The 25,726-nt window shown below is 44.5% G+C and carries 20 protein-coding genes and 1 pseudogene; 12 read left to right on the top strand and 9 right to left on the bottom strand.

The features are described 5' to 3' along the window. Window positions 1-313, top strand: a pseudogene (locus ACED46_RS17940) (hypothetical protein); the annotation flags it as partial. Between the two features lie 124 nt (window positions 314-437). Here ACED46_RS17940 and ACED46_RS17945 read toward each other — a convergent pair. Next, entirely contained in the window at window positions 438-2,069 is a 1,632-nt protein-coding gene (locus ACED46_RS17945) for an NAD(P)/FAD-dependent oxidoreductase (protein ID WP_371722070.1), read from the bottom strand. 253 nt (window positions 2,070-2,322) lie between these two features. On the opposite strand from ACED46_RS17945, the gene fdxA reads away from it, so the two are divergent. Continuing rightward, window positions 2,323-2,646: a ferredoxin FdxA gene (fdxA, locus tag ACED46_RS17950; protein ID WP_010431058.1), complete on the top strand. Its 324-nt coding sequence runs from the start codon at window positions 2,323-2,325 to the stop codon at window positions 2,644-2,646. 97 nt (window positions 2,647-2,743) lie between these two features. Here fdxA and ACED46_RS17955 read toward each other — a convergent pair whose 3' ends face one another. From ACED46_RS17955 to ACED46_RS17965, 3 genes are all read right to left on the bottom strand, one after another. Further along, window positions 2,744-3,478: an RNA methyltransferase gene (locus ACED46_RS17955; protein ID WP_371722071.1), complete on the bottom strand. Its 735-nt coding sequence runs from the start codon at window positions 3,476-3,478 to the stop codon at window positions 2,744-2,746. Between the two features lie 175 nt (window positions 3,479-3,653). Then, window positions 3,654-4,706, bottom strand: a complete 1,053-nt coding sequence (locus ACED46_RS17960; protein ID WP_371722072.1) for an aldo/keto reductase — start codon at window positions 4,704-4,706, stop codon at window positions 3,654-3,656. 373 nt (window positions 4,707-5,079) lie between these two features. Beyond that, window positions 5,080-5,226, bottom strand: coding sequence for a hypothetical protein (locus ACED46_RS17965; protein WP_017059486.1), 147 nt, complete (start codon window positions 5,224-5,226; stop codon window positions 5,080-5,082). A gap of 348 nt (window positions 5,227-5,574) precedes the next feature. Here ACED46_RS17965 and pepT point away from each other — a divergent pair, with 348 nt between their 5' ends. From pepT to ACED46_RS17980, 3 genes are all read left to right on the top strand, one after another. Beyond that, window positions 5,575-6,807, top strand: coding sequence for a peptidase T (gene pepT, locus ACED46_RS17970; RefSeq protein ID WP_371722073.1), 1,233 nt, complete (start codon window positions 5,575-5,577; stop codon window positions 6,805-6,807). 76 nt (window positions 6,808-6,883) lie between these two features. Beyond that, window positions 6,884-7,351, top strand: a complete 468-nt coding sequence (locus ACED46_RS17975; protein WP_017064357.1) for a DM13 domain-containing protein — start codon at window positions 6,884-6,886, stop codon at window positions 7,349-7,351. 120 nt (window positions 7,352-7,471) lie between these two features. Further along, window positions 7,472-8,314: a mechanosensitive ion channel family protein gene (locus tag ACED46_RS17980; RefSeq protein WP_371722074.1), complete on the top strand. Its 843-nt coding sequence runs from the start codon at window positions 7,472-7,474 to the stop codon at window positions 8,312-8,314. Between the two features lie 86 nt (window positions 8,315-8,400). On the opposite strand, the gene ACED46_RS17985 is transcribed toward ACED46_RS17980, so the two are convergent. Next, window positions 8,401-8,844 (bottom strand): dCMP deaminase family protein, encoded by a 444-nt coding sequence (locus tag ACED46_RS17985; RefSeq protein WP_017059490.1) that lies wholly within the window; start codon window positions 8,842-8,844, stop codon window positions 8,401-8,403. Window positions 8,845-9,103: 259 nt separating this feature from the next. Between ACED46_RS17985 and ACED46_RS17990 the strand changes: the two genes are divergently transcribed. The 3 genes from ACED46_RS17990 (at window position 9,104) to ACED46_RS18000 (ending at window position 14,424) form a co-directional block, all read left to right on the top strand. Further along, window positions 9,104-10,240, top strand: coding sequence for an efflux RND transporter periplasmic adaptor subunit (locus ACED46_RS17990; protein WP_371722075.1), 1,137 nt, complete (start codon window positions 9,104-9,106; stop codon window positions 10,238-10,240). An 11-nt stretch (window positions 10,241-10,251) separates the two neighbouring features. Next, a complete protein-coding gene (locus ACED46_RS17995) occupies window positions 10,252-13,404 on the top strand; it encodes an efflux RND transporter permease subunit (RefSeq protein ID WP_371722076.1) in 3,153 nt (1,050 codons plus the stop codon). A 333-nt stretch (window positions 13,405-13,737) separates the two neighbouring features. Next, window positions 13,738-14,424 (top strand): MaoC family dehydratase, encoded by a 687-nt coding sequence (locus ACED46_RS18000; RefSeq protein WP_017059493.1) that lies wholly within the window; start codon window positions 13,738-13,740, stop codon window positions 14,422-14,424. Between the two features lie 76 nt (window positions 14,425-14,500). On the opposite strand, the gene ACED46_RS18005 is transcribed toward ACED46_RS18000, so the two are convergent. Continuing rightward, on the bottom strand, window positions 14,501-15,316 hold the full coding sequence (locus ACED46_RS18005) for a phosphate ABC transporter substrate-binding protein (protein ID WP_017064361.1): 816 nt from the start codon (window positions 15,314-15,316) through the stop codon (window positions 14,501-14,503). 264 nt (window positions 15,317-15,580) lie between these two features. Between ACED46_RS18005 and ACED46_RS18010 the strand changes: the two genes are divergently transcribed. Continuing rightward, entirely contained in the window at window positions 15,581-15,943 is a 363-nt protein-coding gene (locus tag ACED46_RS18010) for a DUF3024 domain-containing protein (protein ID WP_017059495.1), read from the top strand. A gap of 184 nt (window positions 15,944-16,127) precedes the next feature. Here ACED46_RS18010 and ACED46_RS18015 read toward each other — a convergent pair whose 3' ends face one another. Both ACED46_RS18015 and rnb read right to left on the bottom strand, forming a co-directional pair. Continuing rightward, on the bottom strand, window positions 16,128-16,958 hold the full coding sequence (locus ACED46_RS18015) for an AraC family transcriptional regulator (protein ID WP_017064362.1): 831 nt from the start codon (window positions 16,956-16,958) through the stop codon (window positions 16,128-16,130). Between the two features lie 203 nt (window positions 16,959-17,161). Continuing rightward, window positions 17,162-19,168, bottom strand: coding sequence for an exoribonuclease II (gene rnb / locus ACED46_RS18020; RefSeq protein WP_371722077.1), 2,007 nt, complete (start codon window positions 19,166-19,168; stop codon window positions 17,162-17,164). Window positions 19,169-19,477: 309 nt separating this feature from the next. Between rnb and ACED46_RS18025 the strand changes: the two genes are divergently transcribed. Next, window positions 19,478-21,535: a DEAD/DEAH box helicase gene (locus ACED46_RS18025; protein WP_371722078.1), complete on the top strand. Its 2,058-nt coding sequence runs from the start codon at window positions 19,478-19,480 to the stop codon at window positions 21,533-21,535. A 743-nt stretch (window positions 21,536-22,278) separates the two neighbouring features. Next, window positions 22,279-23,472 carry an acetate/propionate family kinase gene (locus ACED46_RS18030; RefSeq protein WP_371722079.1) on the top strand — a complete coding sequence of 398 codons (1,194 nt, stop codon included), beginning with the start codon at window positions 22,279-22,281 and terminating at the stop codon, window positions 23,470-23,472. A 269-nt stretch (window positions 23,473-23,741) separates the two neighbouring features. Here ACED46_RS18030 and ACED46_RS18035 read toward each other — a convergent pair whose 3' ends face one another. After that, window positions 23,742-24,707, bottom strand: coding sequence for a GlxA family transcriptional regulator (locus tag ACED46_RS18035; RefSeq protein ID WP_120459721.1), 966 nt, complete (start codon window positions 24,705-24,707; stop codon window positions 23,742-23,744). A gap of 114 nt (window positions 24,708-24,821) precedes the next feature. Between ACED46_RS18035 and ACED46_RS18040 the strand changes: the two genes are divergently transcribed. Then, complete coding sequence (locus ACED46_RS18040) at window positions 24,822-25,613, top strand: MBL fold metallo-hydrolase (protein ID WP_017068423.1); 792 nt, start codon at window positions 24,822-24,824, stop codon at window positions 25,611-25,613. The last annotated feature ends 113 nt before the right edge of the window (window positions 25,614-25,726 follow it).

The raw sequence follows: 25,726 nt of genomic DNA on the forward strand, positions 1-25,726 counted from the left end.
TGCCTTGGAACTTCAAACACTGACAAGTCGCCCCGTGGGTTCATGGGGCGGATACGATAAACTCAGTTCATTCTCTTCATATCTCACTAGTGGTTTACTGGCTCTTACTGGGGCATTCAGCATCCAAGACTGGGCGGAGGTGTGTGGTGATGGTGTTTGTCACGTACTTCACCAACCGCGGCATTACACTCAAACGATAACGTCTAAATATTCCCAAGGGAACTGGACTAGAGGTTATTACTACCAGAATGGGACAAGTTTATTTGAGTGTTCAGATGATGGTGTGAATTGGTCAAAAGAGACTTGTAAGTAACGCTGCCGAAGTCGTGACTAAATAATTTTAGATACCTTTATGCAATAAAAAAATCCAGTGTCGACAAGGCACTGGATTTTTAGTTTTGGTTGATCGCGATCTAGCTTTGCTTTATCGAAAGCGCTTAAGCGATCTCAATCTTCTCTGCTTGGTTCTGTTCTACCATTGACAGTGCAAGTGCTTCCGCAACCTTAATACCATCGATACCAGCAGACAGGATGCCGCCTGCGTAGCCTGCGCCTTCACCTGCAGGGAAGAAGCCCTTAAGGTTGATGCTTTGGTAGTCTTTACCACGCTTGATACATACAGGAGAAGACGTACGAGTCTCAACACCTGTTAGTAGGCCGTCTGGTGTAGAGAAACCTTTGATTTTCTTCTCGAACGCTGGGATTGCTTCACGAATCGCTTCGATAGCAAAATCAGGCAGCGCTTTTGAAATGTCTGTTAGATGGATACCCGGTGTGAAAGACGGTTGTACTTCACCGATTGCACTTGGATCGCGACCTTTCAGGAAGTCACCGATTTTCTGTGCAGGTGCATCGTAGTTTTCGCCGCCAAGAATATAAGCACCGCTTTCTAGTTCACGTTGTAAACGGATACCAGCCAGTGCGTCACCTGGGTAATCGCGTTCTGGGTCGATACCAACTACGATCGCGCTGTTTGCGTTACGCTCTGCACGAGAGTATTGGCTCATGCCGTTTGTTACTACGCGGCCTTCTTCAGACGTTGCAGCAACCACAGTACCACCTGGGCACATACAGAAGCTGTATACAGTGCGGCCATTCTTACAGTGGTGAACCAGCTTGTAGTCCGCCGCACCTAGAATTGGGTTGCCTGCGTTTTTACCGAAGCGAGCTTCATCAATCATTGATTGCTTGTGTTCGATACGGAAACCAACAGAGAAAGGCTTCGCTTCCATGTAAACGCCACGGTCGTGTAGCATTTCGAATGTGTCACGAGCACTGTGACCAACAGCCAGTACTACGTGGCGAGATTTGATCTCTTCGCCGTTAGAAAGTGTTAGACCAGTGATTTGGCCATCTTCCATGTGAACGTCGTCTACGCGAGTGCTGAAACGGATTTCGCCACCGAGTTCAATGATAGAAGCACGCATTTTCTCGATCATGGTAACCAGTTTAAAGGTACCGATGTGCGGCTTACTTACGTATAGAATTTCTTCTGGTGCACCCGCAGCAACGAACTCTTCAATTACTTTACGGCCGTAGTGCTTTGGATCTTTAACTTGGCTGTACAGCTTACCGTCAGAGAAAGTACCTGCGCCGCCTTCACCAAACTGTACGTTTGATTCTGTGTTCAGCGTACGCTTACGCCAGAAACCAAAGGTATCTTTCGTACGCTCACGAACTTCTTTACCACGCTCAACGATGATTGGGTTGAAACCCATTTGAGCAAGCACTAGGCCAGCGAACAAACCACAAGGGCCAAAGCCGATAACCACAGGGCGTTCAGTTTGGTTTTCAACGGCTTTAGCAACAAACTTGTACTCCATATCAGGAGTTACTTTTACGTGCGGGTCGCTAATGAATTGTTCCAACAACTCAACTTCGTTTTCAACGAGAACGTCAAGCGTGTAGATAAGTAAGATCTTTGATTTCTTACGAGCATCGTAGCCACGTTTAAAGATATTAAAAGAGAGTACCTGATCAGAGTTAATACCAAGTTTCGCTTCAATAGCGTCTTGAATAGCAGACTCTTCATGGTCTAGTGGGAGTTTAATTTCGGTTAAACGTATCATTTCGATGTCTCGTTTTTATAGGTGTCTTAGCTAGTTCGTTTCTTTATACAGAGTTTGATGAAAACGCTGATGTTGAAAGAAGCGATAAGCTCACAATGGCGCGCATTTTACGAGAAATTGATTTATCTGTCATACTAATTTGGAAACATGGAGCAAATAGACACGATATTAGAGCCGTATGATGTTGAATTTTGCTTTGGGATGAGTATTATCCCCATTCTTCAATTTTGACTAACTTATAGAGCAGAGCATCATGGCATTTGTCGTAGGCGATAATTGTATTCAATGTAAATACACAGACTGTGTGGCAGTGTGCCCCGCAGATGCGTTCCATGAAGGCCCAAATTTCATGGTAATCAACCCAATCGAATGTATTGATTGTGGTTTATGTGTACCTGAATGTGATGCTCAAGCGATCTTCCAAGAAGATGAGCTACCAGAAGATCAAAAAATCTTTATCGAAGTGAACGCAGAGCTTGCCGAAATCTGGCCGGTACAAACGGAAGTAAAAGCACCAATGGATGACGCTGAGAAGTGGAATGGTGTCGCTGATAAGTTGGCAATGCTAGAAAAGTAATTGTTGAAAAGAACTTAGATAAAAAGGCGTACTGATTTAATCAATACGCCTTTTTTAATATTTGAACATTGTCGACTGGATCGTTAGCTTATGAGACCTAGCTGTGCTGACGACGCATGTTGTCGAGAATGATGCCAGTCGCCATTGCAACGTTCAAAGACTCTGCGCCACCGAATGCTGGAATCGTAATCTTATCTGTCACGTATTTAGCGGCGTGTTCACGAATACCGTGAGACTCGCTGCCCATCAGCAAAATGCCATTTGCAGTGAAGTCAGTCTTATGAACACTTTCGCCTTCCAAAAATGCACCGTAAACCGGTAGATTCGCTTGCTCTAAGTAAGCTGGTAAGTCAGTTTGACTTACGTGTACTCGGCCAAAGCTGCCCATAGTCGCGCTGATAGTTTTAGGGTTGTATGGGTCTGCGCAATTACTGCTCGCAACGATATGCTTGATGCCATACCAGTCTGCTACGCGAATAATCGTACCTAGGTTGCCAGGGTCTGAAACGCCATCAAGTGCAATCATCAGTCCTGTCGCTTCTGGTAGTTCAAACGTTGGGATCTCAACAACCGCAATCGCTGCATTGTTACTTACCAAAGTGCTCGCTTTGGTTAGGTCATCCAGTGAGGCTTCAACACAATCAAACTCAATCAGTGATGCGTGATTTTCAGATAAGAAATCAGCGGTAGCAAAGACGTTCTTCACGACTAAGTCACTATTGAACAGCTCAAGAACGTTCTTTTCACCTTGAACTAGAAACAGGCCGTGGGCTTTACGTTGTTTCTTTTGGCCCAAAGCACGAAGGAGTTTTAATTGGTTTTTTGAAATCATGTTTTTATCCTAGATATAAGCCCGCGCATTATAGAGCAAAGGTTAGCGAACCAAAAGCGTGATGACTCAATGCGATCTACATAAAAAGCAAAAGCAACTCACTTAAAAAAGAAAAGCGCACTAAATAGCGCGCTCTTATGGGATTTACTCACCTAAGTTAAGCTGAACTGACAGCCTAATACGGAGCAGGATAGCGTTTAAATACTGTGTTGATATCAGTCAGGATTTCTTCTGATAGCGGTTTACTAAAAGCGGCTACGTTCTCTTTTAATTGCTCCATGGTCGTTGCACCGATGATGGTGGACGTCACCCCATCAACTTGATTACACCATGCCAATGTCAGTTGGCTCGGAGTAAATCCATGAGCGTTTGCTACTTCAACATAGCCTTTAACCGCTTCGTTGGCAGATTCAGTGTCACGGAAAATGCCTTTACGTTGCATGTAAGTCCAACGGCTGCCTTCCGGTCTTGCGCCATCAATGTACTTTCCACTCAACATGCCTGCAGCTAAAGGTGACCATGGCAGGTAAGCTACATCTTCATGCACACAGTTCTCAATCAGATATGGCCAGTCTTTTGCGTGCAGTAGGCTAAATTCATTCTGAATCGAAACCATACGTGGCAAATCGTGTTTTTCACTCAGCTTGAGGTAAGTGTTAATGCCCCAAGTAGAATCATCTGAAAGCCCGACATGGCGAATTTTCCCCGCCTTAATGCAGCTTGCCAGTGCTTGTAGGATTTCCAACATCTCAGCTTCATGCTGCTTTCGGTCAATATCACTGAATCGAATGTGATTCGGGAAATGCTTACCAAAGTGAGGCGTTGTACGATTTGGCCAATGAAGTTGGTAAAGGTCGATATAGTCTGTTTGTAGGCGTTTTAATGATGCGTCAACGGCTGCGATCACCGCTTCACCCGTTATCGGGCCGCCATCTCGAACCCAAGGAAGCCCTGGCCCGGCAATTTTGCTCGCAATGATCAACTCTTGTCGACGCTGTGGGTTACGCGATAACCAGTTACCAATGATCGCTTCTGTTTTTCCGTAGGTATCTGGAGAAGGTGGAACCGCGTACATCTCTGCAGTATCGATAAAGTTAATACCTTGGCTTAATGCGTATTCGATCTGTTGGTCGGCTTGCTGCTGCGTATTTTGTAGCCCCCAAGTCATGCTGCCAAGACAGATACGGGAAACGGGAATTTGACTACTTCCTAGCTTTGAATATTCCATTGAATTCGGGGTTCCTGTGGTTAGGTTCTCTGGTACTCGCATTATAGTTTTGAAAAGAGGGCGAGTGAGGAATGAAAACGAATATGAATTATTAGCACAAAATGACACGACAAGGTATGGCATCGGGGAGTTTAGTGAGTCATTTCTCAGCGCTGCAAGCTAGTGTGTGCAATGCGTGAAAATACATTCGCGAGAAACTATGAGCCAATTGGTGATCGAGAAGTGAAGAACAACAAGCAATGAGCGAAGGTTTAATGTTCAGCTTGTTTGGGAGTGGGGGAGAGGAGAACAGATCAAAAATAAAAAAAAGCTCTACCGGATAGAGCGTAGAGCTTTTTTATAGGGGTCTTAATAGTGCTAGGTATTCATTGAGTTACGAGGTCGCGTTTGTGTCTAATCCACCCTGGATCTGCGCCTGTCTTAGAGCTTCCTGCCTTTGAACTTCTTTCTCAGTTAATACTGGTCGAAGCGTTTCCTCAGAGGCTTGAGGAGAGAAAATGAAATATTTATTAATCGTCATAACTGTGTCTCCGTGTAACGTATGACAGATTCTGCATCAAGGATAAATTGTGATCATCATCCACTTTGTACTTTTGTTAGGCTGAGAGCGGAGGGCGTAGAATGCGTACAAAGCGATCTCTTATCATCCGTATGCAATGTTGAACTGACGAAACCCTCTGTTTTCAAGTATAGGAAGCGCATCTAATTTCGCACAATAATGATTTAGAGCAATTACATACATGGTCAGGGGCGTAAGATGAAAACCCTCGCTACTGACTCTGTGCTCGTATTTATTTAACGATGTATCACTTATCGACATAATAATTAAGTCAGTAAATCAATTACTTAATCCATGGTGAGATGAATTATGGAAAAGCTTGTAGAACGTTTTCTGAATTACGTTACTTTTGATACCAAATCCGATCCTTCTAATCAGCAATGCCCAAGTTCACCGGGTCAAATTACCTTTGCTGAAGCCTTAAAGTTAGAATTGGTGGCATTAGACTTAGTTGATGTGTCTTTAGATGACAATGGATACTTGATGGCGAAACTGCCGTCGAATGTCGATTACGATGTGCCTGCGATTGGCTTTGTGGCGCACATGGATACCGCTCCTGACGCATCAGGCGCCAACGTGAAACCACAAGTGATTAAAGATTACCGAGGTGGAACGATTGAATTAGGGGAAAGTGGCGAGAGTTTGAACCCAAGCCAGTATCCAGATCTTGATTCTTTACATGGTCACGACCTGATTACGACTGACGGCACAACTCTGCTTGGTGCCGACAACAAAGCGGGCATCGCTGAAATCATCAGTGCAATTGCTTACCTGAAAGCGAATCCAGACATCAAACACGGCGACATCTGCATTGGTTTCACGCCGGATGAAGAGATTGGTCGCGGTGCGAACCTGTTTGACGTTGAAAAATTTGGCGCCGAGTGGGCGTACACCATCGATGGTGGCCCAGTAGGGGAGTTGGAATTTGAGAACTTCAATGCCACGAGCGCCGATGTTATCTGTCATGGCGTGAACGTTCCCCCGGGCACCGCAAAAGATAAAATGGTGAACTCGATGAACATTGCAGCGCAATTCCAATTGATGATGCCTGCGCAAGAAACACCAGAGTGCACAGAAGGTTATGAAGGCTTCTACCACCTGAAATCGGCGGAAATGGGTGTGGCTCGCTCTGAACTGGGATACATCATCCGTGATTTTGAACGTGAGGGTGTAGAAGCGCGTAAAGCATTCATGCAGCAGAAAGTCGATGAGCTGAATGAGCGCCTTGAGAAAGGCCGTGTTGAGCTGGTGCTAACCGATAGCTACTTCAACATGAAAGAGATGGTTGAACCGCATCAAGATATTATCGAATTGGCCAAGCAGGCGATGATTGAGTGCAATGTCAAGCCAATGGTTAAACCAATCCGAGGTGGTACAGACGGTGCTCGCTTATCTTTCATGGGGCTACCATGTCCGAATATCTTTACTGGCGGTTACAACTTCCACGGTATTCATGAGTTCATTACCATTCAAGGCATGGAGCAAGCGGTAAAAGTGATTGTCGAATTGTCTCAACGTACAGCAACGCATTACCAAAAATAGAACATCAGAGCGTTATATCTCTTTGTATTTTTGAGAGTATTCAATAATACTCTCTTTAAGCATAAGGGAGTACGCGATGAAAAAGTTAGTTTTACTTTGCACCCACTTAGCCGTGGGTGCTGTTGGTTTTGGGCTAGGTGTTTACGCATTGCCTATCTTGATTGAGCCTGATTCTCCTTCCTCAAGTTCTGTTGAAGCGATCAGTGAGCAGGCTATCTACACGGGCGAGTTCACTAAAGATCGACAAGACAGTGACTTCTTGCACTGGGGAGAAGGCATCGTCTCAGTATCCGAAAGTGCGATCGCTTTTGAAGGTGAATTGGCGCCGGGACCTGATTACAAGGTTTATCTCTCGCCTAAGTTCATTGAAACCGAGCACGCTTTCAATGACAGCAAGAACGAGTTATTGAGAGTCGGAGATGTGAAAACATTCGACCGCTTTATGGTTGAGCTTCCCGAAGGTACTGATCTTAATCGATTTAATACGGTTGTGATTTGGTGTGAAACTTTTGGCCAATTTATTACTTCTGCCAAGATAAAATGATAGCCTTACCAATAGCTGATTTAGGCACGTAAAAAAGCGCTCTATTTTTGAGCGCTTTTTCATAGCGAAGTCTCCGCTAATCGTTGTAAAGCTCGTCGTTGTAATGCTAAGGAATAAGTAATGGAAAAAGTGTGGCAAGTAATTGATTTTCTACTCGCTCATAAGTTTATTTTTAGTGCGTTGATTATCACTATTATTTTAATCATTCGCCGAATCACCTTATCTCAAATAAGAGGTGATGTTGCTTTCCTTAGTGAAGACCAACGTAACTGGATGTCACGAACCAAAAACGGCACATTCGCGATTATTGTTGTGACGTTATTTGTGCTGTGGAAATCCGAAATCAGCGAGTTTGCGCTATCTGTCACGGCCATTGCTGTTGCGATAGTAGTGGCTTCAAAAGAGATCATTTTGTGTTTCACCGGTTCTATTCAGCGTGCGAGTTCTCGTTCATTTAGAATCGGCGACTGGATCGAAGTGGGTAAAATCAGCGGTGAAGTGATTGAGCACAATCTGATGGCGACCGTGATTCAAGAAATCGATTTGTATCATGGGCAATATCACTTCACTGGCAAGACAGCCACGCTGCCTAATAGCATGTTCTTCACTTATCCGGTTAAGAACCTCAACTTCATGAAGCGTTATGTTTATCATAACTTTTTTGTGACGGTGAAAGACTTTGTAAACCTATACCCTATGCTGTCGGGTCTTATTGTGAAAATTGAAGAGCATTGCGAAGAGTTTATCGATGTTGCTCGCCGTTACAACGGTGTGATCGAAAAGCTCGCTGGTGTTGACCTTCCGGGTTCTGAGCCTCACATCCATATCACAAGCAGTTCGACAGGTGAGCAAGAAGTCCATTTTATGATTTTCTGTCCAACCGAGAAGGCGGTTCATCTAGAGCAAGAGATTCGTAAAGATTTCATGGAAGCATACGCTGAAGCATTTCCTGTCAGTGCTTAATCCTGCAGTCCGCTGAGCCCCAAACAAAAGAAAGCCGAGAGCGATAATATCGACTCTCGGCTTTTTTGTTCTAACTATCTGTTCGTTTAATCTAGGTCAGCCAGTGGCAACCAATCGACTTTTACGCCTGCTTGTTCAAACATATCTTGGCTCACTTTGATTTTGTCTCCCCAGCGAGAAAGAAAGTCTTCACTTTGCTCTGGGCAGTGAACCGCAGAAATACCGGTTTGGATGATTTTCGCTGCGCAGTTTGGGCAAGGGAAGTGAGTCACCCAGATTTCACAGCTGTCCAAATCACGCTTGGCGAATAAGATCGCATTTTCTTCAGCGTGAAGTGTCTTGAGGTACTTCATCTCTCTGTCATCAGTATCCGCACTATCAGACACGCCATGTGGGTAGCCATTAAAACCAACAGAAACAATGCGGTTGTGCTTAGTGATTACGGCGCCGACTTGAGTTGAAGGATCTTTACTCCAAGAACCGACCAATTCCGCCATTTGATAGAAACGTTTAGCCCATTTTGAAATCATGAGAATTCCTTAACAATTAAATGTGAATGCTTATCTGTCTGACAATACATTATGTTAGACAATATCCATAGAGAACAAAAGCTGAGAGATTGATTTACTTAGGAATTGTAGCGTGTTTGTAATCACTTTATAAGCACTTGGTTTCAATTAACATATTGATACACTTTGGCCAGTTATAATTGATATTCCTCGGACATTTGAAGCAATTGTGTTACGTAACTTTTATGCTGTTCAATTTCTCATAAGTGACGGTATAACCATGCGTAAAAAGTTAATCCTTACGGCTCTTGCAAGCTCTCTTATTCTTGCTGGATGTGGGCAAGATGCTCAGAATGCCAAGCAAGCGCCTTTACCTCTCGTAGCTGTACAGGATGTTAGCGTCGTTTCTCACCAACAAAGTAAGTCGTACATCGGTCGTATTGAAGCCGTTGAAGACACGGCAATTACTGCACAAGTTTCTGGCTACCTGCAAAGCCGCCATTTCAAAGAAGGCCAAATGGTCGAGAAGGGGCAATTGCTTTACTCAATTGAGCCTTCATCATTTGAAGCAGAAGTAGCAAGCGCGAAAGCGGCTGTTGCTCAAGCGAATGCCAACCTTAAAAAAGCCGAACTTGATTTCAATCGTGGTAAGAACCTACTTCCTAAGGGCAGTATTTCTCAATCTGAATTTGATGCATTAACGGCAAACCTATTAGGTTCTCAAGCACAGTTAGAAGCAAGCCAAGCTCAGTTAAACGCCGCGAATGTCCAACTTTCTCACACCAAAATTATCGCGCCTTTCTCTGGAAGAATCAGTGACACTAAAGTAAGTAAAGGTGACCTAGTTTCACCGTCTTCAGGTGTTCTGACAACTTTGGTTAGCCTAGACCCAATCCATGCATCGTTCAGCATCAGTGAGCGTGAGCGTATTGAGCTGGGTATGGACCGCATCGAAGGCGATGGCAGCAGCGACTCTGCAGGTGTTGAAGTTCAGATCATGCTTGAGAACGGTGAAGCGTTCGAACATCTAGGTCAGCTTGACTTCTTGGGCAACCGTATCAACCTTAATACTGGTACGATCGCGATGCGTGCGATTGCTGATAACCCGAATCAGCAACTACTTCCAGGCCAACACGTTCGCGTTGATCTACGTGAAAAACAACCTATTGATGTTGTGACTATTCCTCGTCGTGCAGTGCAAACCGACCTCGAAGGCGACTTCGTGATGGTATTAGTTGAAGGAGAAGCCGAACCCGTTGCTGAGCGCAGAAACATCGAAATGGGTCGTCAGGTTGAAGGTGTTGTGATTGTTCATTCTGGATTAGAGAAAAACGACGCAGTCATCACTCAAGGCCTACAGCGTGTACGTAATGGTATGTCTGTTCGTATTCAAGCTTCTGCTGAACAAGCTGAGTAAGGGGACTATTTATGTTAAGTCGTTTCTTTATTCAAAGGCCTAAGTTCGCCCTTGTTATATCCATAATCTTAACGCTGGCGGGTGCGATTTCTCTCGCTATCTTGCCAGTGGCTGAATATCCAAAAATTAGTCCACCGTCGGTCAGTGTGTCGGCATTCTACACGGGCGCAAGTGCTGAAGTGGTGGAACAGGCGATAGCCGACCCCATAGAAACGTCGGTTAACGGCGTTGAAGATATGATCTACATGTCTTCTAAAAGCGCTAACGATGGTTCATACAACCTTAATGTGACCTTTGATGTTGGTACTGACCCAGATATGGCTCAGGTCAACGTTCAGAACCGAGTTGCTCAAATCGAATCGAAGCTTCCGCAAGAAGTTCGAATGGTGGGTGTCACCGTTAAAAAGCGTTCACCAGACCTTTTGATGGTATTGAACTTCTATTCGCCAAACGGTGAGTACGACGATCAATTCTTGATCAACTACGTTAACCTAAACATTAAAGACCAACTGGCTCGTGTGAAGGGCATCAGTGAAGTTAACGTGTTGGGTGATGGTGAATACGCGATGCGTGTTTGGTTAGATCCTGAGAAAATGGCTAACCTCAATATCACCACTTCAGACGTGAATCGCGCGTTGGCAGAGCAGAACGTTCAAGTTGCTGCAGGCCGTATTGGTGCTGCACCTTATAACAACGCACAAGAAGTGCAGTTCAACTTGGTAACAAAAGGCCGATTAGAAACAGCTGATGAGTTTGAAAATGTTGTTCTTCGTGCAACTCAAGACGGTTCAACGGTTTACTTAAAAGACATTGCACGTGTTGAGCTTGGTAAAAAGTTCTACGACGGTAATGGTAAATACCGTGGTCAAGATGCGTCGATCGTAACGCTGTCACTTCAATCAGACGCTAACGCGCTGGAAAGTGGCAAAGCTGTGATGGCGATGCTGGAAAACTTAAGCAAGAACTTCCCAGAAGGCGTGGCGTATGAAGCAAGTTACGACACTACACTGTTTGTTGCTGAGTCGATCAAAGGGGTAGTAAAGACCTTAATCGAAGCCATCTTGCTGGTTATTGCGGTAACGTACCTGTTCTTGGGTAGTGCGCGTGCAACCTTGATTCCTGTAGTTGCGATTCCGGTATCTTTGATTGGTACGTTTGCCATCATGCAGATGACGGGTTTCACCATCAACACGGTAACCCTGTTTGGTTTGATACTAGCGATTGGTATCGTAGTAGATGATGCGATCTTGGTTATCGAGAACGTTGATACCACAATGGCTAAAGACCCAACCATTTCACCGCGTAAAGCCACGCTTATTGCGATGAAAGAAGTCACGGGGCCGATCATTACGTCGACCTTGGTTCTACTTGCGGTATTCATCCCTGTTGCAATGCTTCCTGGTATTACTGGCATCATGTACCGTCAGTTCGCTCTGACTATCTGTATCGCGGTTGTTATCTCTTCAATTAACGCATTAACGCTATCACCTGCATTGTGTTCACTGGTTCTTAAGCAGGGTGGTGGTAACACGGCGCGTTGGTACCAAGCATTTAACCGTGGTCTAGAGTCTGTTACTAACAAATACGGTCAAGTGGCTGGCTTCTTAGTTAAGAAAGGCGTTCTGCTGTTCACTTTCTTCTTTGTGGCTTTGGCGGCTGTGACTTATTTTGCGAAGACAACGTCTACGGCGTTTGTACCTCAAGAAGATAAAGGCATTTTGCTGGTTAACGTTCAGCTTCCTGACGCGGCATCCTTGTCTCGAACCGAAGAAGTGACTAAGCAGCTGCTTGAAATAGTTGAACAAGAGCCGGGTGTTGATGGCGTAACACTGGTTAACGGCTACGCATTTATGACGGGCGCTTCTGCGTCGAATGGTGCGTCAATGTTCATCAAGCTTCACGATTGGGACATGCGTAATGCACTGGATGGTCAACACTCTGCTCAGGCTATCTCACAGCGTATTAATGGTCGTGCTGCGACTGAACTTCCTCAAGCTGTCGTGTTTGCGATGGGGCCTCCTGCAGTTCCGGGCATGGGGGCCGCGTCTGGTTTCGAGTTTGTACTTGAAGATAAGCTAGGCCGAAGCCGTACTGATCTTGCTATGGTGATGAATGACGTGATAGCTGAGGCGAGCAAACAGCCTGAGATTTCACACACATTCAGTACTTTCCGTGCGAACGTACCTCACTACTATGTCGATATTGACCGTGAGAAAGCGCAGCAATTAGGTATTCCGTTGTCGGAAATTTTCCAAACACTACAAGGTAACCTTGGTTCGTTGTACGTGAACGACTTCACCATGTTTGGTAAGAACTTCCGCGTAACCATGCAAGCTGACAGTGAACACCGTAGCAGCATGGACGACCTACAACGATTCCACGTTCGTTCGTCTAATGGCGAGATGATCCCGTTAAGCACATTGGTGACTTACGACCAGATCTTTGAACCAGATGTAGCATGGCGTTACAACATGTACCGCAGTGCCGTGATTCAAGGTCAACCTGCAGAAGGTTACTCAAGTGGTGATGCGATTGCGGCAATGGAACGCGTAGCTGCAGAAGTATTGCCTCAGGGGTATCAGTACGAATGGACAGGCATGGCTTACCAAGAAGTACTAGCAGGTAACCAAGCGATCTTTGCTTTCGCACTGGCTCTGATCTTCATCTACCTGTTTATGGTGGCTCAATACGAGAGTTGGACAATTCCGATTGCGATTATCCTCGTGGTACCTGTCGCAACCTTAGGCTCCTTCTTGGCATTGAATCTAACGGGCACTCCGCTGAACCTTTATGCACAAATAGGTTTGGTTCTCTTGATAGCCTTGGCCGCGAAGAACGCAATCTTGATTGTGGAATTCGCAAAGGTAGAGCGTGAAGAGAAAGACGCACCGATTGAAGATGCGGCGGTGAAGGGCGGTACTTTACGTTTCCGTGCTGTGAACATGACGTCTTGGTCGTTCATCTTAGGTATCTTCCCGCTTATCTTTGCTGCGGGCGCAGGTCACGTGAGTCAGAACTCTTTGGGTATTTCACTGATCGGCGGCCTGTTATGTGTGTTACTGGCGGGTACGTTCCTAATCCCTGGCTTCTACGCATTCGTGCAACGTAAGCGTGAGAAAGCACACGGTGGTAATACCAAGCTGGTTCCGCTTGATGACGAATAGGGGATTGAGTGTCTTGTAAGATTCGTCTCTTACAAGACCAACCCTCGGAAAACTAATTCCTTGTAAAAACTAAGGTTTAGCATTGCGCTAAGCCTTTTTTATTCCACTTATGAATAAAAACGCCTTTTATATAAACAAATGTTTGTCATGTGATAGAGCTAACACTCTAATTTGGGTTTTGTAATAAAATGATGTTTTATTGGTAAGTATATGTTTAATATGATTTTAACAAGGTTCAGCTAACGGTTGTATGCTCGAAAACATTTGCACAATAGTGTGAAGTGTTTCAAAATTACGAAGTTATATTGAAATTTTTTGTGTATTGAGGTTCTTATGAAAGTCATTGATTTATTTAAACACCGAGGCGATAGCATGTCTTCGCAACACTCAGAGTTTATGCAATGGATGTCTCCAGCTCTTAGAGATTACTGGGGCGACTTTCTTAATCGTACGCAAAATAGCCATTTCTTTGCGTGGGTTCGTGATCACCACAAACCTGCTGTCAATGAAGATGCACCAGAGATGCCGGTGGAACAGCCGATCGTACTTAAGCCAGAAGCACAACTTGTGTTTGATGAGCTTAATCAACAGATCGGTGAAGTCATCCATACTGGCGACTGGATCAATGTAAGTCAAGACCGTATTAACCAGTTCGGCCTTGTTACTGAAGATATGCAGTGGATTCACACTGAGCCTGAAAAAGCGGAAACAGACTCTCCGTTCAAAACAACCATCGCACATGGTTTTTTAACTTTATCTCTGCTTCCTCGATTGACTGACAGTGTTGACCCTGACAAGTCTCAATTCCCAACAGCGAAGATGGTCGTAAACATTGGTCTTAACCAAGTACGTTTCCCATACCCTGTTAAATCGGGCAGTAATGTTCGTGCTAAAAGTACGCTAACAAAAGTAACGCCAATTAAGAAAGGCCTAGAGATTGAACGCGAAATTCGCGTCGAAATCGAAGGTATTCGTCGTCCTGGCGCTGTGATCGTTTCAGTGATTCAACTTCACTTCTAAACGAACCATATAGATTCCAAAAAAAAGAGAGAGCTTAATGCTCTCTCTTTTTTTTCATAAGATAAAACTCACTCACTTATTTAATGCGAGTGTAGCCGTACTCTTCGATAAGGTCTTGCCCTTGCTTTGACTTCACGAACTTGATGAAGTCTTTGCTCTCGTCAGAAACTGAGTCTGTCTTGTGCAGCAACAAGAATGGGCGAGCCAATTCATAGCTGTGGTTAGCAATGTTCTTAGATGTTGGCTCTACGCCTTCAAATGTAATTGCTTTAATCGAACGGTCGATTGAACCAACAGAGATAAAACCAATCGCGTGTGGGTTATGGTTAACAATCGTTTTAACCATGCTGTTGCTGTTTACAACCAAGTTATTTGGGTTGATGTCAGACACTAGACGGTCATTAATGATCTTCGTTAAACCAAGCAAGCTTTCGAAGCTATAGCGTGAGCCAGAAGACGCTTCGCGAGTGACAACTGCGATAGGCTGATCTGCGCCACCCACAGCTTTCCAGTTCGTGATTTTGCCTTTGTAGATATCGAACAGCTGCTCACGTGTAACGTTGCTTACAGCGTTTGAGCGGTTAGTTACTACAGCTAGGCCGTCAAAGGCAATTGGAAATACCTTCAACTTCTCGTCTTGTTCGCGGTCGGTTAAATAACGCGAGCTCATACCGATGTCAGAGACACCTTTATTAACCATGGTAATACCTGCTGTAGAACCAATGCCCTGAACCGCAATATAGTTATCAGGGTGAGTCTTGTTGTACTCCTCAGCTAATACATCCATCACTCGTGATACTGAAGTGGAGCCCGAAATAGTGGTTTCTTGTGCTAAAGCAGCATGAGAAGACAGGGCTAAGGATAAAAGAGAGGCAAGCGCGACTCGTAACATAAACAACTCCTAGTTAATAACATTTGTCGCATATGATAGGTCGGTTATATGACACTTTTGTGAAATTCCATACTCTCGATGTATAGCTGTTCGCTTGATGAGTCGTAGCTTTCTGGGTTTCCGAAAGCAAGATTCGTTTCTGGGAGCAGGGCCGGTATTTTGATTACGCTTGTTCGCTAAAATGTTTGTTGAGTCCTAAGCTAAGTAGAGGAATTCACTACTTAGAAGTTTCTATGAAGTTTCTATGAAGTTACAAGGGGTGTTATGTCCGTTATTCATATCGAGCTGAATCGTCTTTTAATTGGGGCCGAGAGGCTCTGTACATCTCGAAATCGAAGTTTACCTGTCGAGCTAGGCAAATCCCTATATGAAGAGTGTGAGGGTGGTGTGCTGTTTTCTCAGGCGCATTATCTACTCGACTCATCTCACAGTGATTATACAAACGAGATCGTCTGCGTGACTTTTGATGAGTCGCTGTCTTGTTGGTTAGTGATGGTGCCGCTTGAAGGGGATGTCGAAACCGACTCTGTGAATTGGGGGCCGTATCCGTACCTTCCTAAATCGAAGGATCTTGATGCTATTTTGGCGGAAATAGAAAAAGACCCTAAATCGTACTTCTGGTCATAGTCACTCTGTTTTCACGTTTGCTGGTGGCCTGCTCGCAAAGCTGAATCAATGAGTATCAAAACTCAACCACTGAATCCCAAAGCCAAATCATCTCATCCCACACCCAAGTGGCTTAATATTGAAGCCACTTGGTTTACACCAGTTCCCAACTAAGACGTCCACATCAATCTATCGCTTTGTTTCTTTAAACTTGCGGCTTTACGCTCTGCAGTTGTGCTTGTGCCACTAGCGATCGGAAGTCTTTTGGTGTTTTTCCGTGATACGTTTTAAAGGCCGTGCTGAAGTGAGCGGCACTTTTAAAGCCTGACTCATACGCGATTTGAGTGATCGACTTATCCGATGTTCTTAGCTGAGTGGCTGCATGAGCAATACGTTTTATCTTTAATAAGTTTGAGAACGACAGATCTTCAGCCGATAAACGACGTTTAAGTGTAGCCGGTGACATTCCCATGTAACTGGCGAGCGTATCCAAAGAGATATTGTTTTCAATGTTTTGCTCGATGTAATGAATGACTCTTTGGGTCACGGTTAACCTTGAAGCTCGAGCAATAATAGCCAATAGAGCTGGGTACTGTTCCACCATCAAAGACAGCAAACTTAAGCCTAATTGAGTGAGTGCGTAGTCATTCTGAGAAGAAGAGTTGGCCAGTGACATGATGAGATCTTTCAACTGACAGAGCTCAGTATCCGTTTGATTGAACTTAATGTACTTGTCTGGGATTCGAGCGGACTCTAAATCGCTGAACTGATTAATGAACTTTTGAAAGATAGCCAAATCAAAATCTAAGCAGGTTGCGCTGAATTCGCCATTTTCAGTGTTAACCGTGATGTCTTTAATCTGACCAGAATTGTAAAGGGTGAAATCTCCCGCTTGCAACGAGGCTTGAGTACCATTGGGCAACACAAAAGAAATGCTGCCTTTCGACACTATAAAGATACCGTTTTTAGAAGCAGGATAACGTTCTCGTCTCCTGGGAATGAAGTTTCTGAACTGAGTAACTGTGATTGATGACATAGTGAGCTTCTTTGACGTTGTAAATTGATTGCTTATTGATTGTTTTTTTTAAGTATTGTTTAAGCATGAGACATTTACAAAAAAGGCGCTAATAATTAGCGCCTTTAGAAGTGAACCTTTGAAGCTTTTGACCTTGATAGCTTTGACCTTGATAGCTTTGACCTTGAAAGCCGTAACCTTGAAAGCTGTAGCTGTTAAAGCCTTTAAGCTTCGGTTTCGTTTGTCGTTTCAGGCTCGCTAGGCAAGTCCGCAAATACTTGAGTAGGTTTTGCTACTAAGTTACGGTTTTCCTGATTAACTTCAGAGAGAACTACTTCTAAAACGTCTCCCAGTTTGTATACCATTTCTTTATCGATAGATACAGTACCCATATCACCGTTGCACTCTATTCTTTCTTTATTATTAAGAATGAGAGATCCAGGGATAAATGCAGCAGCACCATTTTCAAGTAAACGTACACGCATACCTGCACGGTTAATATCGAAAATCTCAGCTTGGAAACGAGTTTCTTCTGCTGGAGCATTGGCTAGAGTGCGAGCATACAACCAATCGCCAACATTACGCTCAGCCATGCCGTGGTGACGGCGGTGCAGGGCAAGTTCATCACCGATAGTTTCATCTGGTGTTTGAATTGGCGCTTTACCTAAGATGTGTGCTTTAAGCATACGGTGGTTAATCATGTCGCCATATTTACGAATTGGAGAAGTCCAAGTTGCGTAAATATCTAATCCCATCGCGTAGTGCGGTGCAGGCTCATTGCTGATCTCGCTATACGCTTGGAATTTACGAATACGGTTGTCGTAGTAGCTGTTATCTAAAGAACCTAACCAACGACGTAGAGTAGCAAAACCTTCTAGAGAAATGATTTGCTCTTCAGTGAACGGCGTTTCCGCTTGCGGGTTTACCAGTTCAAGAACGTCGGAGATTTTCTCAGCCTTGAAACCAGAATGGCAGTTAAACACACCTTGGTTGAAGCTCTCTTTTAGTACTCGGCCCGCACAGATGTTCGCGCTGATCATTGATTCTTCAACCAGCTTGTTTGCGCTACGACGCATGTCAGCGTGGATAGCGACAACATCGTTATCTTCGCTCAGTTCAAAGCGGTAGTCAGGGCGATCTGGGAACACAACAGCGTTTGCTGAGCGCCATGCTGAACGTGCTTGAGCAAATTGGTGAAGATCAGAAACAATTGCAGCAATCTCTTCTGATGGTTGCCATTTCTCTGATGCACCTGTTTCTAGCCAGTCTGATACGTTGTCGTAAGCAAGACGAGCATGAGATTTGATGTTTGCAGCGAAGAAGTTAATGTCATCACCGATAACGCCACCTTTAGATACCGTTACTGTGCAGCAAAGTGCAGGACGAACTTCGTTCTCGATCAGTGAACATAGGTTGTCAGCAAGATCACGAGGCAACATTGGGATGTTGCGACCAGGAAGGTAGATAGTGAAACCGCGCTCGCGTGCCACTTTATCCATCGCATCATCTGGAGAGATGTAAGCCGTTGGATCAGCAATTGCGATAGTCAGTTCAAAATCACCGTTCTCTTTCTTCTTCGCGTAAAGCGCGTCATCCATATCTTTTGTGCTTTCGCCATCGATAGTCACAAAAGGGACGTGCGTCATGTCTACACGTTCAAGATCGGCGTCATCGTTGATTAGCCAGTTGTCGATGCCTTCAGGCTCGCTGTTTGGTAGATCGTTTTGTGCCAGCGTTACCCACCAAGGTGCAATCTTGTCGTCAGCGTCTGTGATTTTCTCAGAGATCTGAGCCAAGAAACCATTGTCACCTTTTAATGGGTGTTGAACGATATGAGCAACAACCCAGTCACCTTCTTTAAGCGTTTCAGGGTTTAGACCCTTCATTGCTTTCGCTTTAAGTTGCAGTTTTTTGAGCTGCGGGTGATCAGGAACAACGTTCAATCGGCCTTTGAAAAGCTTAACTCGTGCAATAAAGCGAGTAAGACCTTGTTCAACCAATTCCTCAGGCTCTGCTACTTCGCGCTCTTTCTCTGTGCGAATGATGGCAATCACCTTGTCACCGTGCACACATTTCTTCATGTACGGAGGCGGGATAAAGAAGCTTGTTTTGCTATCAACTTCGAGAAAACCAAAACCTTTTTCAGTGGCTTTGATGGTACCTTCCTTTTTAGGGAGGGTTTCTTGGATTTGCTGCTTGAGCTGAGCGAGTAGAGGATTATCTTGAAACATTTTGACTTTTATCTATCGAGGACAATTGAGCACACTATAATCATTGCGAGGCTTGATTACTACTTAAAGGCGAAGTGAGCGTTAATTAATTGCCCTCTTATTTAACTAGGTCAATTTGCTAGGAGATGGGTGCTGTGACGAGATATTCATCAAGTTTTGACGATATGATAACCAGTATTGATGTAAAAGCGAAAAATATGTGATGTATTTCAATTTTTTCTGGATTTTTTTATGCATTTAGGGAATAATCCGCCTCCCTTAGACGTCCCTAATGGCTTGAAGTGTTTTATTACTGCTTCGTAACTCTGAATGGAATCAGTATCTGATTGGATCAGTATTGGAATTGATAGAGCTCCCGGGACCTTTTGTTTACTTATATATAGTGGGATCCCAATGTCCGAATCTGTAATTCAATTTAATGAATTAGCCCTAAACGATAACATTCTTTCAGCTCTTGATAGCATGGGTTTCGTTTCTCCGACTCCAATCCAAGCAGCAGCTATTCCTCTTCTTCTTGAAGGCCGTGACGCACTAGGTAAAGCACAGACTGGTACTGGTAAAACAGCAGCATTCTCTCTGCCTTTACTTAACAAAATCAACCTGAACCAACACAAACCACAAGCAATCATCATGGCTCCTACTCGTGAGCTAGCGATTCAAGTTGCTGCGGAAATCAAAAACCTTGGCCGTGATATCAAAGGTCTTAAAGTTATTGAAATCTACGGTGGTGCTTCAATTGTTGACCAAATGCGTGCTCTAAGCCGCGGTGCTCACATTGTTGTTGGTACTCCAGGTCGTGTTAAAGACTTACTAACTCGTGACCGTCTACACCTAGATGAAGCACACACATTTGTTCTTGATGAAGCAGATGAAATGCTGAAAATGGGCTTCGTAGATGACGTTACTTGGATCCTAGAGCAAGCTCCAGAATCTGCACAACGTGTACTTTTCTCTGCAACTATGCCTCCAATGGTTAAGACTATTGTTGACCGTTACCTACGTAACCCGGCTAAAGTTGACGTTGCTGGTACTAACCACACAGTTGATAAAGTAGCGCAGAACTTCTGGGTTGTTAAAGGCGTAGAAAAAGACGAAGCAATGTCTCGTCTTCTAGAAACTGAAGAAACTGACGCGTCAATCGTATTCGTACGTACTCGTCAAGACACTGAGCGTCTAGCTGATTGGCTATCTGCACGTGGCTTCAAAGCTGCTGCACTGCACGGTGATATTCCTCAGTCTCTACGTGAGCGTACTGTTGATCACATCAAACAAGGTGTTATCGACATCCTAGTTGCAACTGACGTTGTAGCTCGTGGTCTTGATGTTCCACGTATCACTCACGTATTCAACTACGACATCCCATTCGATGTTGAATCTTACATCCACCGTATTGGTCGTACTGGCCGTGCTGGACGTAAAGGTAAAGCGATCCTACTAGTTCGCACTAACCAAATTCGCATGCTTCGCACAATCGAGCGCGTAACTAAGTCTCAAATGGAAGAAATTCAACTTCCTCTACGTGACCAAGTTGCTGCTGCACGTGTTGCTAAGCTTGGCGCTGAACTTGAAACTGAGAAAGAAAGCAAAGCACTAGAAAACTTTGCAGGTCTTATCTCTACTCTTCAAGAGTCTCTAGAAGTTGATGCTGCTACTCTAGCTGCAATGCTTCTTAAGCGTCAGCAAGGTAAGAGCCCACTATTCTACGTTGGCGAAGACCCAATGATCGCTGCTATTGAGCGTGATAAGAACCGTCGCAAAGAGCGTCGTGAAGATCGTGACAACGGCCGTGACGGTGGTGGTCGCAACTTCAATACTCAAGATTGGGATACTTACCAACTACAAGTTGGCCGTGAGCAAGGCGTTCAGGTTAAAGACATCGTTGGCGCACTAGCAAACGAACTTGGCCTAACTAAAGGTTCTATCGGTGCTATCAAGCTAGACCAAGGTTCTACTTACGTTCAACTGCCAAAAGCAATGAACTCTGAAACTGCTGGTAAGCTAAGCAAACTTCGCATTCGTCAAAAAGAAGCTGGCGCTGTAGTTGTTGATTTCAATGACTTCCGTGAGCCTCGTCGTGGCGGCGGCGGTCGTGATGGCAACCGTGGCGGTCGTGATGGTGGCGGCTACCGTGGTAACCGTGAAGGCGGCAACCGCGAAGGTGGTAACCGTGAAGGCGGTCGTGGTGGATACCGTGGCAACCGTGATGGTGCTCGCGATGGTAACTCTGCTGGCGGACGTGATGGCGAACGTCGTTTCGACCGTAACCGTGGTGGCGATCACCGTGGTAACTTCCGTGGCGAACGTGGCCATGGTAACGGCAATGGCGGTGGTAACCGTGGTCGTCGTCCAGAGCGCAACGAAGGTTAATCAACCTGTCGCTTAGACGCTTTAGGTCTAGACACTGAATTTAAAAGCCGAGCGTAATGCTCGGCTTTTTTGTGCCTGTTATTTGAACTTAAGCTTTGGTTGGCTCGATATTCGTAGCTAACTTACTTTAATCAAGCTTCGTTCCTGTAACTATGCTTCGTCCATGAAACTAAGCATCGCGCCTAGAACGAATGTTAGTGCCAAAACTTAGCTGTATCGCGTTCTAAGCCTATACCAAAAGAACGTGCTACAAGATGCTGAAACAAAGAGTGAAGGCTATCTAAGCGTCGTTACAGTGCATCTATTCGTAGAGTTGTGCTCGAAGGCAATCAAAATAAGATCAGATCACTATTCTCAACTTCAGTGAGCTTTTTGATGCAAACACTGAGCAATTGAGAAATCGAGCAAAAAGTTATCGGTAATGATAAGCAGACGACAGGGAAGGGTGGTTGTTTTTCAAGCGGATCACCTGCATTTGTTCGAGTCGCTTTAATTAACTGAATCAAGTTAAAAATAACGTGAGCACTCGTTTGCGTCACCTGTTCATTAATTTTCTTATTCAACTATTTTTTAATTCCGCTCTCGAAATAAATAATTTAATGACCAAGATCAACTTAATTGTGTTCATTTAGTGATTTTTTCAAAACAAAAGTTGAAAGATTCAAAAATTATTGAATAATGGACTTAACTAAAATTGAAGTAAACACTTCATCCAATTCGTACTGAAACAGGATCCATATCCAATGTCTAATTCGTTTGTTCTGGTTATTAACTCGGGTAGTTCATCCCTAAAATTTGCTGTAATCGATTCTGTTTCTGGTGAAGCAGTATTAAGTGGCCTAGGGGAGTGTTTTGGTCTTGAAGATGCTCGTATGAGCTGGAGATTCCAAGGCGAGAAAACTGAAATTGCCATTCAAGGTGAAGATAACCACCACAAAATTGCCATTGGCAAATTGGTTGGCCTGATGGAAGACCTAGGCTTCACGGCTGATATCGTGGCTATCGGTCACCGTATCGTACACGGCGGTGAGAAGTTCACTCAAACGGTTCGCATTACTGAAGAAGTAACGAACGAAATTGAAAGCCTATCTGACCTAGCTCCACTTCATAACCCAGCAGGTGCTATCGGTATCCGTGCTGCAATTGAAGCTTTCCCTTCTCTACCTCAGTTCGCTGTATTTGATACTGCTTTCCACCAAACAATGCCTCAACGTGCATTCACTGGTGCAATCGCAAAAGAGCTATACACAGACTTCGGCGTACGTCGCTACGGTTTCCACGGCACTAGCCACTACTTCGTTAGCCGTGAAGCTGCGAAGATGGTTAACAAGCCAATCGAAAAATCGAGCTTCATCTCTGTTCACCTAGGTAACGGCGCATCTGTATGTGCTATTAAAGATGGTAACAGTGTTGATACTTCTATGGGCTTCACACCACTTTCAGGCCTAATGATGGGCACACGTTGTGGTGACCTAGACCCAGGCATCATCGAATACCTACTTAAGAAAGGCTGGTCACAAGAGCAAGTATTTAACTCTCTAAACAAGGAGTCTGGCTTCCTTGGCGTGTCTGGTCTTACGAGCGATGCTCGTGGCATCTTAGAAGCAATGGAAGAGGGCCACGAAGGCGCTAAGCTTGCGTTTGAGGTGTTTACTTACCGCGTAGCGAAATACGTTGCTTCTTACCTAGCAACGCTAGATTCTTTAGACGGTATCATCTTCACTGGTGGTATCGGTGAGAACTCTCTACCAATTCGTCGTGAGATCTTAAACAACCTTAAGATTCTAGGTTTCGTTGAAGATGTAGCAGGTAACGAATCTGCTCGCTTTGGTGCTGAAGGGATCATCGCTAAGTCTGAAATGTTAGACGCAGTAGCAATGGTTATCCCAACCAACGAAGAATTCGTGATTGCTCAACAGTCGGTAGAGCTACTGTAATTTACTTTAAAAACAGATGGTTAAAAGCGAGCTTAGTGCTCGCTTTTTTTGTGCTCATATGTTGGATAGACCATCGCTAAGTGGCCTTATAGCGAGATAGTCAAAACTCATTCTATTGATTTCGGCAAATCATTTTGTAGCTTCAAACTAGTGATGTTAGGGCTGGCTTGTGATGCCCCAAAAACGCCTAGAATTGAACTTGCAAGGTTTCAGATACAAAAAGTAATAGATGCGACGATCTAGCCCCATCGCCCTCAATGAAATTAAGACTATTGCTTGAATGTAGTGCGCCACTGAATCGGCGATACATGAAAAGCCGATTTAAAGTGCTTTCTGAATACACTGTCAGAGCCAAAACCCGCTTGCTCTGCAACTTGAGGTATCGATAGTTTCGTGGTTTCTAATAGACGTTGGCTAAGCACCAAACGTCGGTTTTGCAGCCATTCACCAAATGTACAGCCATAGGTGGATTTAAACTGGCGTGTGAAGGTACGTTTACTCATCGCACAGCGCTCAGCGACTTCATCTAGTGAGTGACACTGATTAAGGCTCTGCTCCACCAGCTCAATCACAAGGCTAATACTTGTCTCTGTAAGAGGTTTTATGTTGACTGGTGCTGGTATGTATTGCTGCTGTCCACCAGTACGAGATGGCGCAGTCACCATCTTACGTGCGAGATCATTCGCAAGCTCACTACCACACAAACGGCGCACTATATGTAGACAACAATCGAGTGAAGCAGCTACTCCAGCAGAGGTAATGATAGTCTCATGTTCAACAAATAGAGGGTTTGGGTCAAAATCCACCTTAGGAAATTGCTGCTGAAATTGTTCGGAAAACGCCCAATGGCTTGTGGCACGTTTTCCATCGAGAACGCCAGCACATGCAAGTACATAAGACCCGAGGCAGAGTCCTACTAGTAGCTTACCTTTCCCATGATGCTCTATTAGCGCCTCTATAAGTCGCTCACTTGGCTCTGGCAGGTCATTTGGCCAGCTTGGAACAATCACAATATCCGCCTCTTTAATAGCGCTCAAATCTCTATCGATCACCACACCAAATCCAGAGCTTGTTTCAAACTGCAAGCTGTTTTCGCAACAGATCCTCAAGTCAAACCGAACCGGCTGACCGAAAAAGATATCTTGAAACACCAGACAAGGCACAGAGAGATGAAAAGCACTGATGCCTTCAAAGGCTACCATCGTAATTTTAATTAGCTCGGTTGATTTGTTCACAAGTGTCTCGATTTGCGCGAATGTTGACTTTCAAGACAGTATCACAAGAAACTAGAAAGAAGCATACTAAATCTCATAGAGAACATGGCTTGTTAGTGAGTTTAGAGAGGCATTATGAAGATCCACCACCTACGTAGCGCAACATTTATTATTGAATCTGGCGAAAAATTTATCCTTATTGATCCTATGTTGGGGAAAAAAGGCTCTATGCCTCCGTTTTCAGTCATTAAGGCTAAGGCCGCGAAAAATCCAACCGTTGAGATGCCAAGTAATGCCGATGAGCTACTAAACAAGGTTACTCATACCTTAATTACTCACAGTCAAACACTTGGTATCAAGGCATTACAACATGGAGATCACCTAGATCCGGCAGGTGAGACGTTTTTAACAAGTCGTAATATCCCAGTTGCGACACCAGCCAAAGATAAGGCTTACCTAGAAAAATATGACTTAACGGTAAATTGGGGAATTGAAGACTGGCAAACTATCGACTTTCTAGACGGAAAGCTCACCGCGGTTCCGGCTTTGCACGGCCATGGATGGATTCACAAGGTAATGGCTAATGGTGTTGGATTTTTCTTGGAGCTCCCCAATGAGCCTTCTATTTACATTAGCGGTGATACAGTTCTAACCGATGATGTAAAACGAGCGTTGACTGAGTTGAAACCTGATATCACAGTAGTCGCGGCAGGTCGTGCTCGTATGGACGTTGGTCAACCGTTATTGATGTCTATTGATGAGGTCATGGAGTTTATTCGCCTTTCCCCTAATAAGGTGGTTGCGAACCATATGGAGGCACTCAATCACTGTGCAGTGACTCGACCAATTCTTAAAGAAGCAATTGATAAAAACGGTCTGTCAGATAAAGTCCTTATTCCTGCTGATGGTGAGACCTTGGAGTTTTAGATACCTGAACTAATCCGGTGACTCCCGATTTAAGTAAATAGTCTAAATGATTTCTGTCCGTGCGACCTGAGGTCGTATGAAGCGTTGTTCACCGCTTAACGAGTGAACCATCT

The sequence above is a fragment of the Vibrio sp. 1S139 genome, assembly GCF_041439475.1.
Lineage (GTDB): Bacteria > Pseudomonadota > Gammaproteobacteria > Enterobacterales > Vibrionaceae > Vibrio > Vibrio crassostreae_C.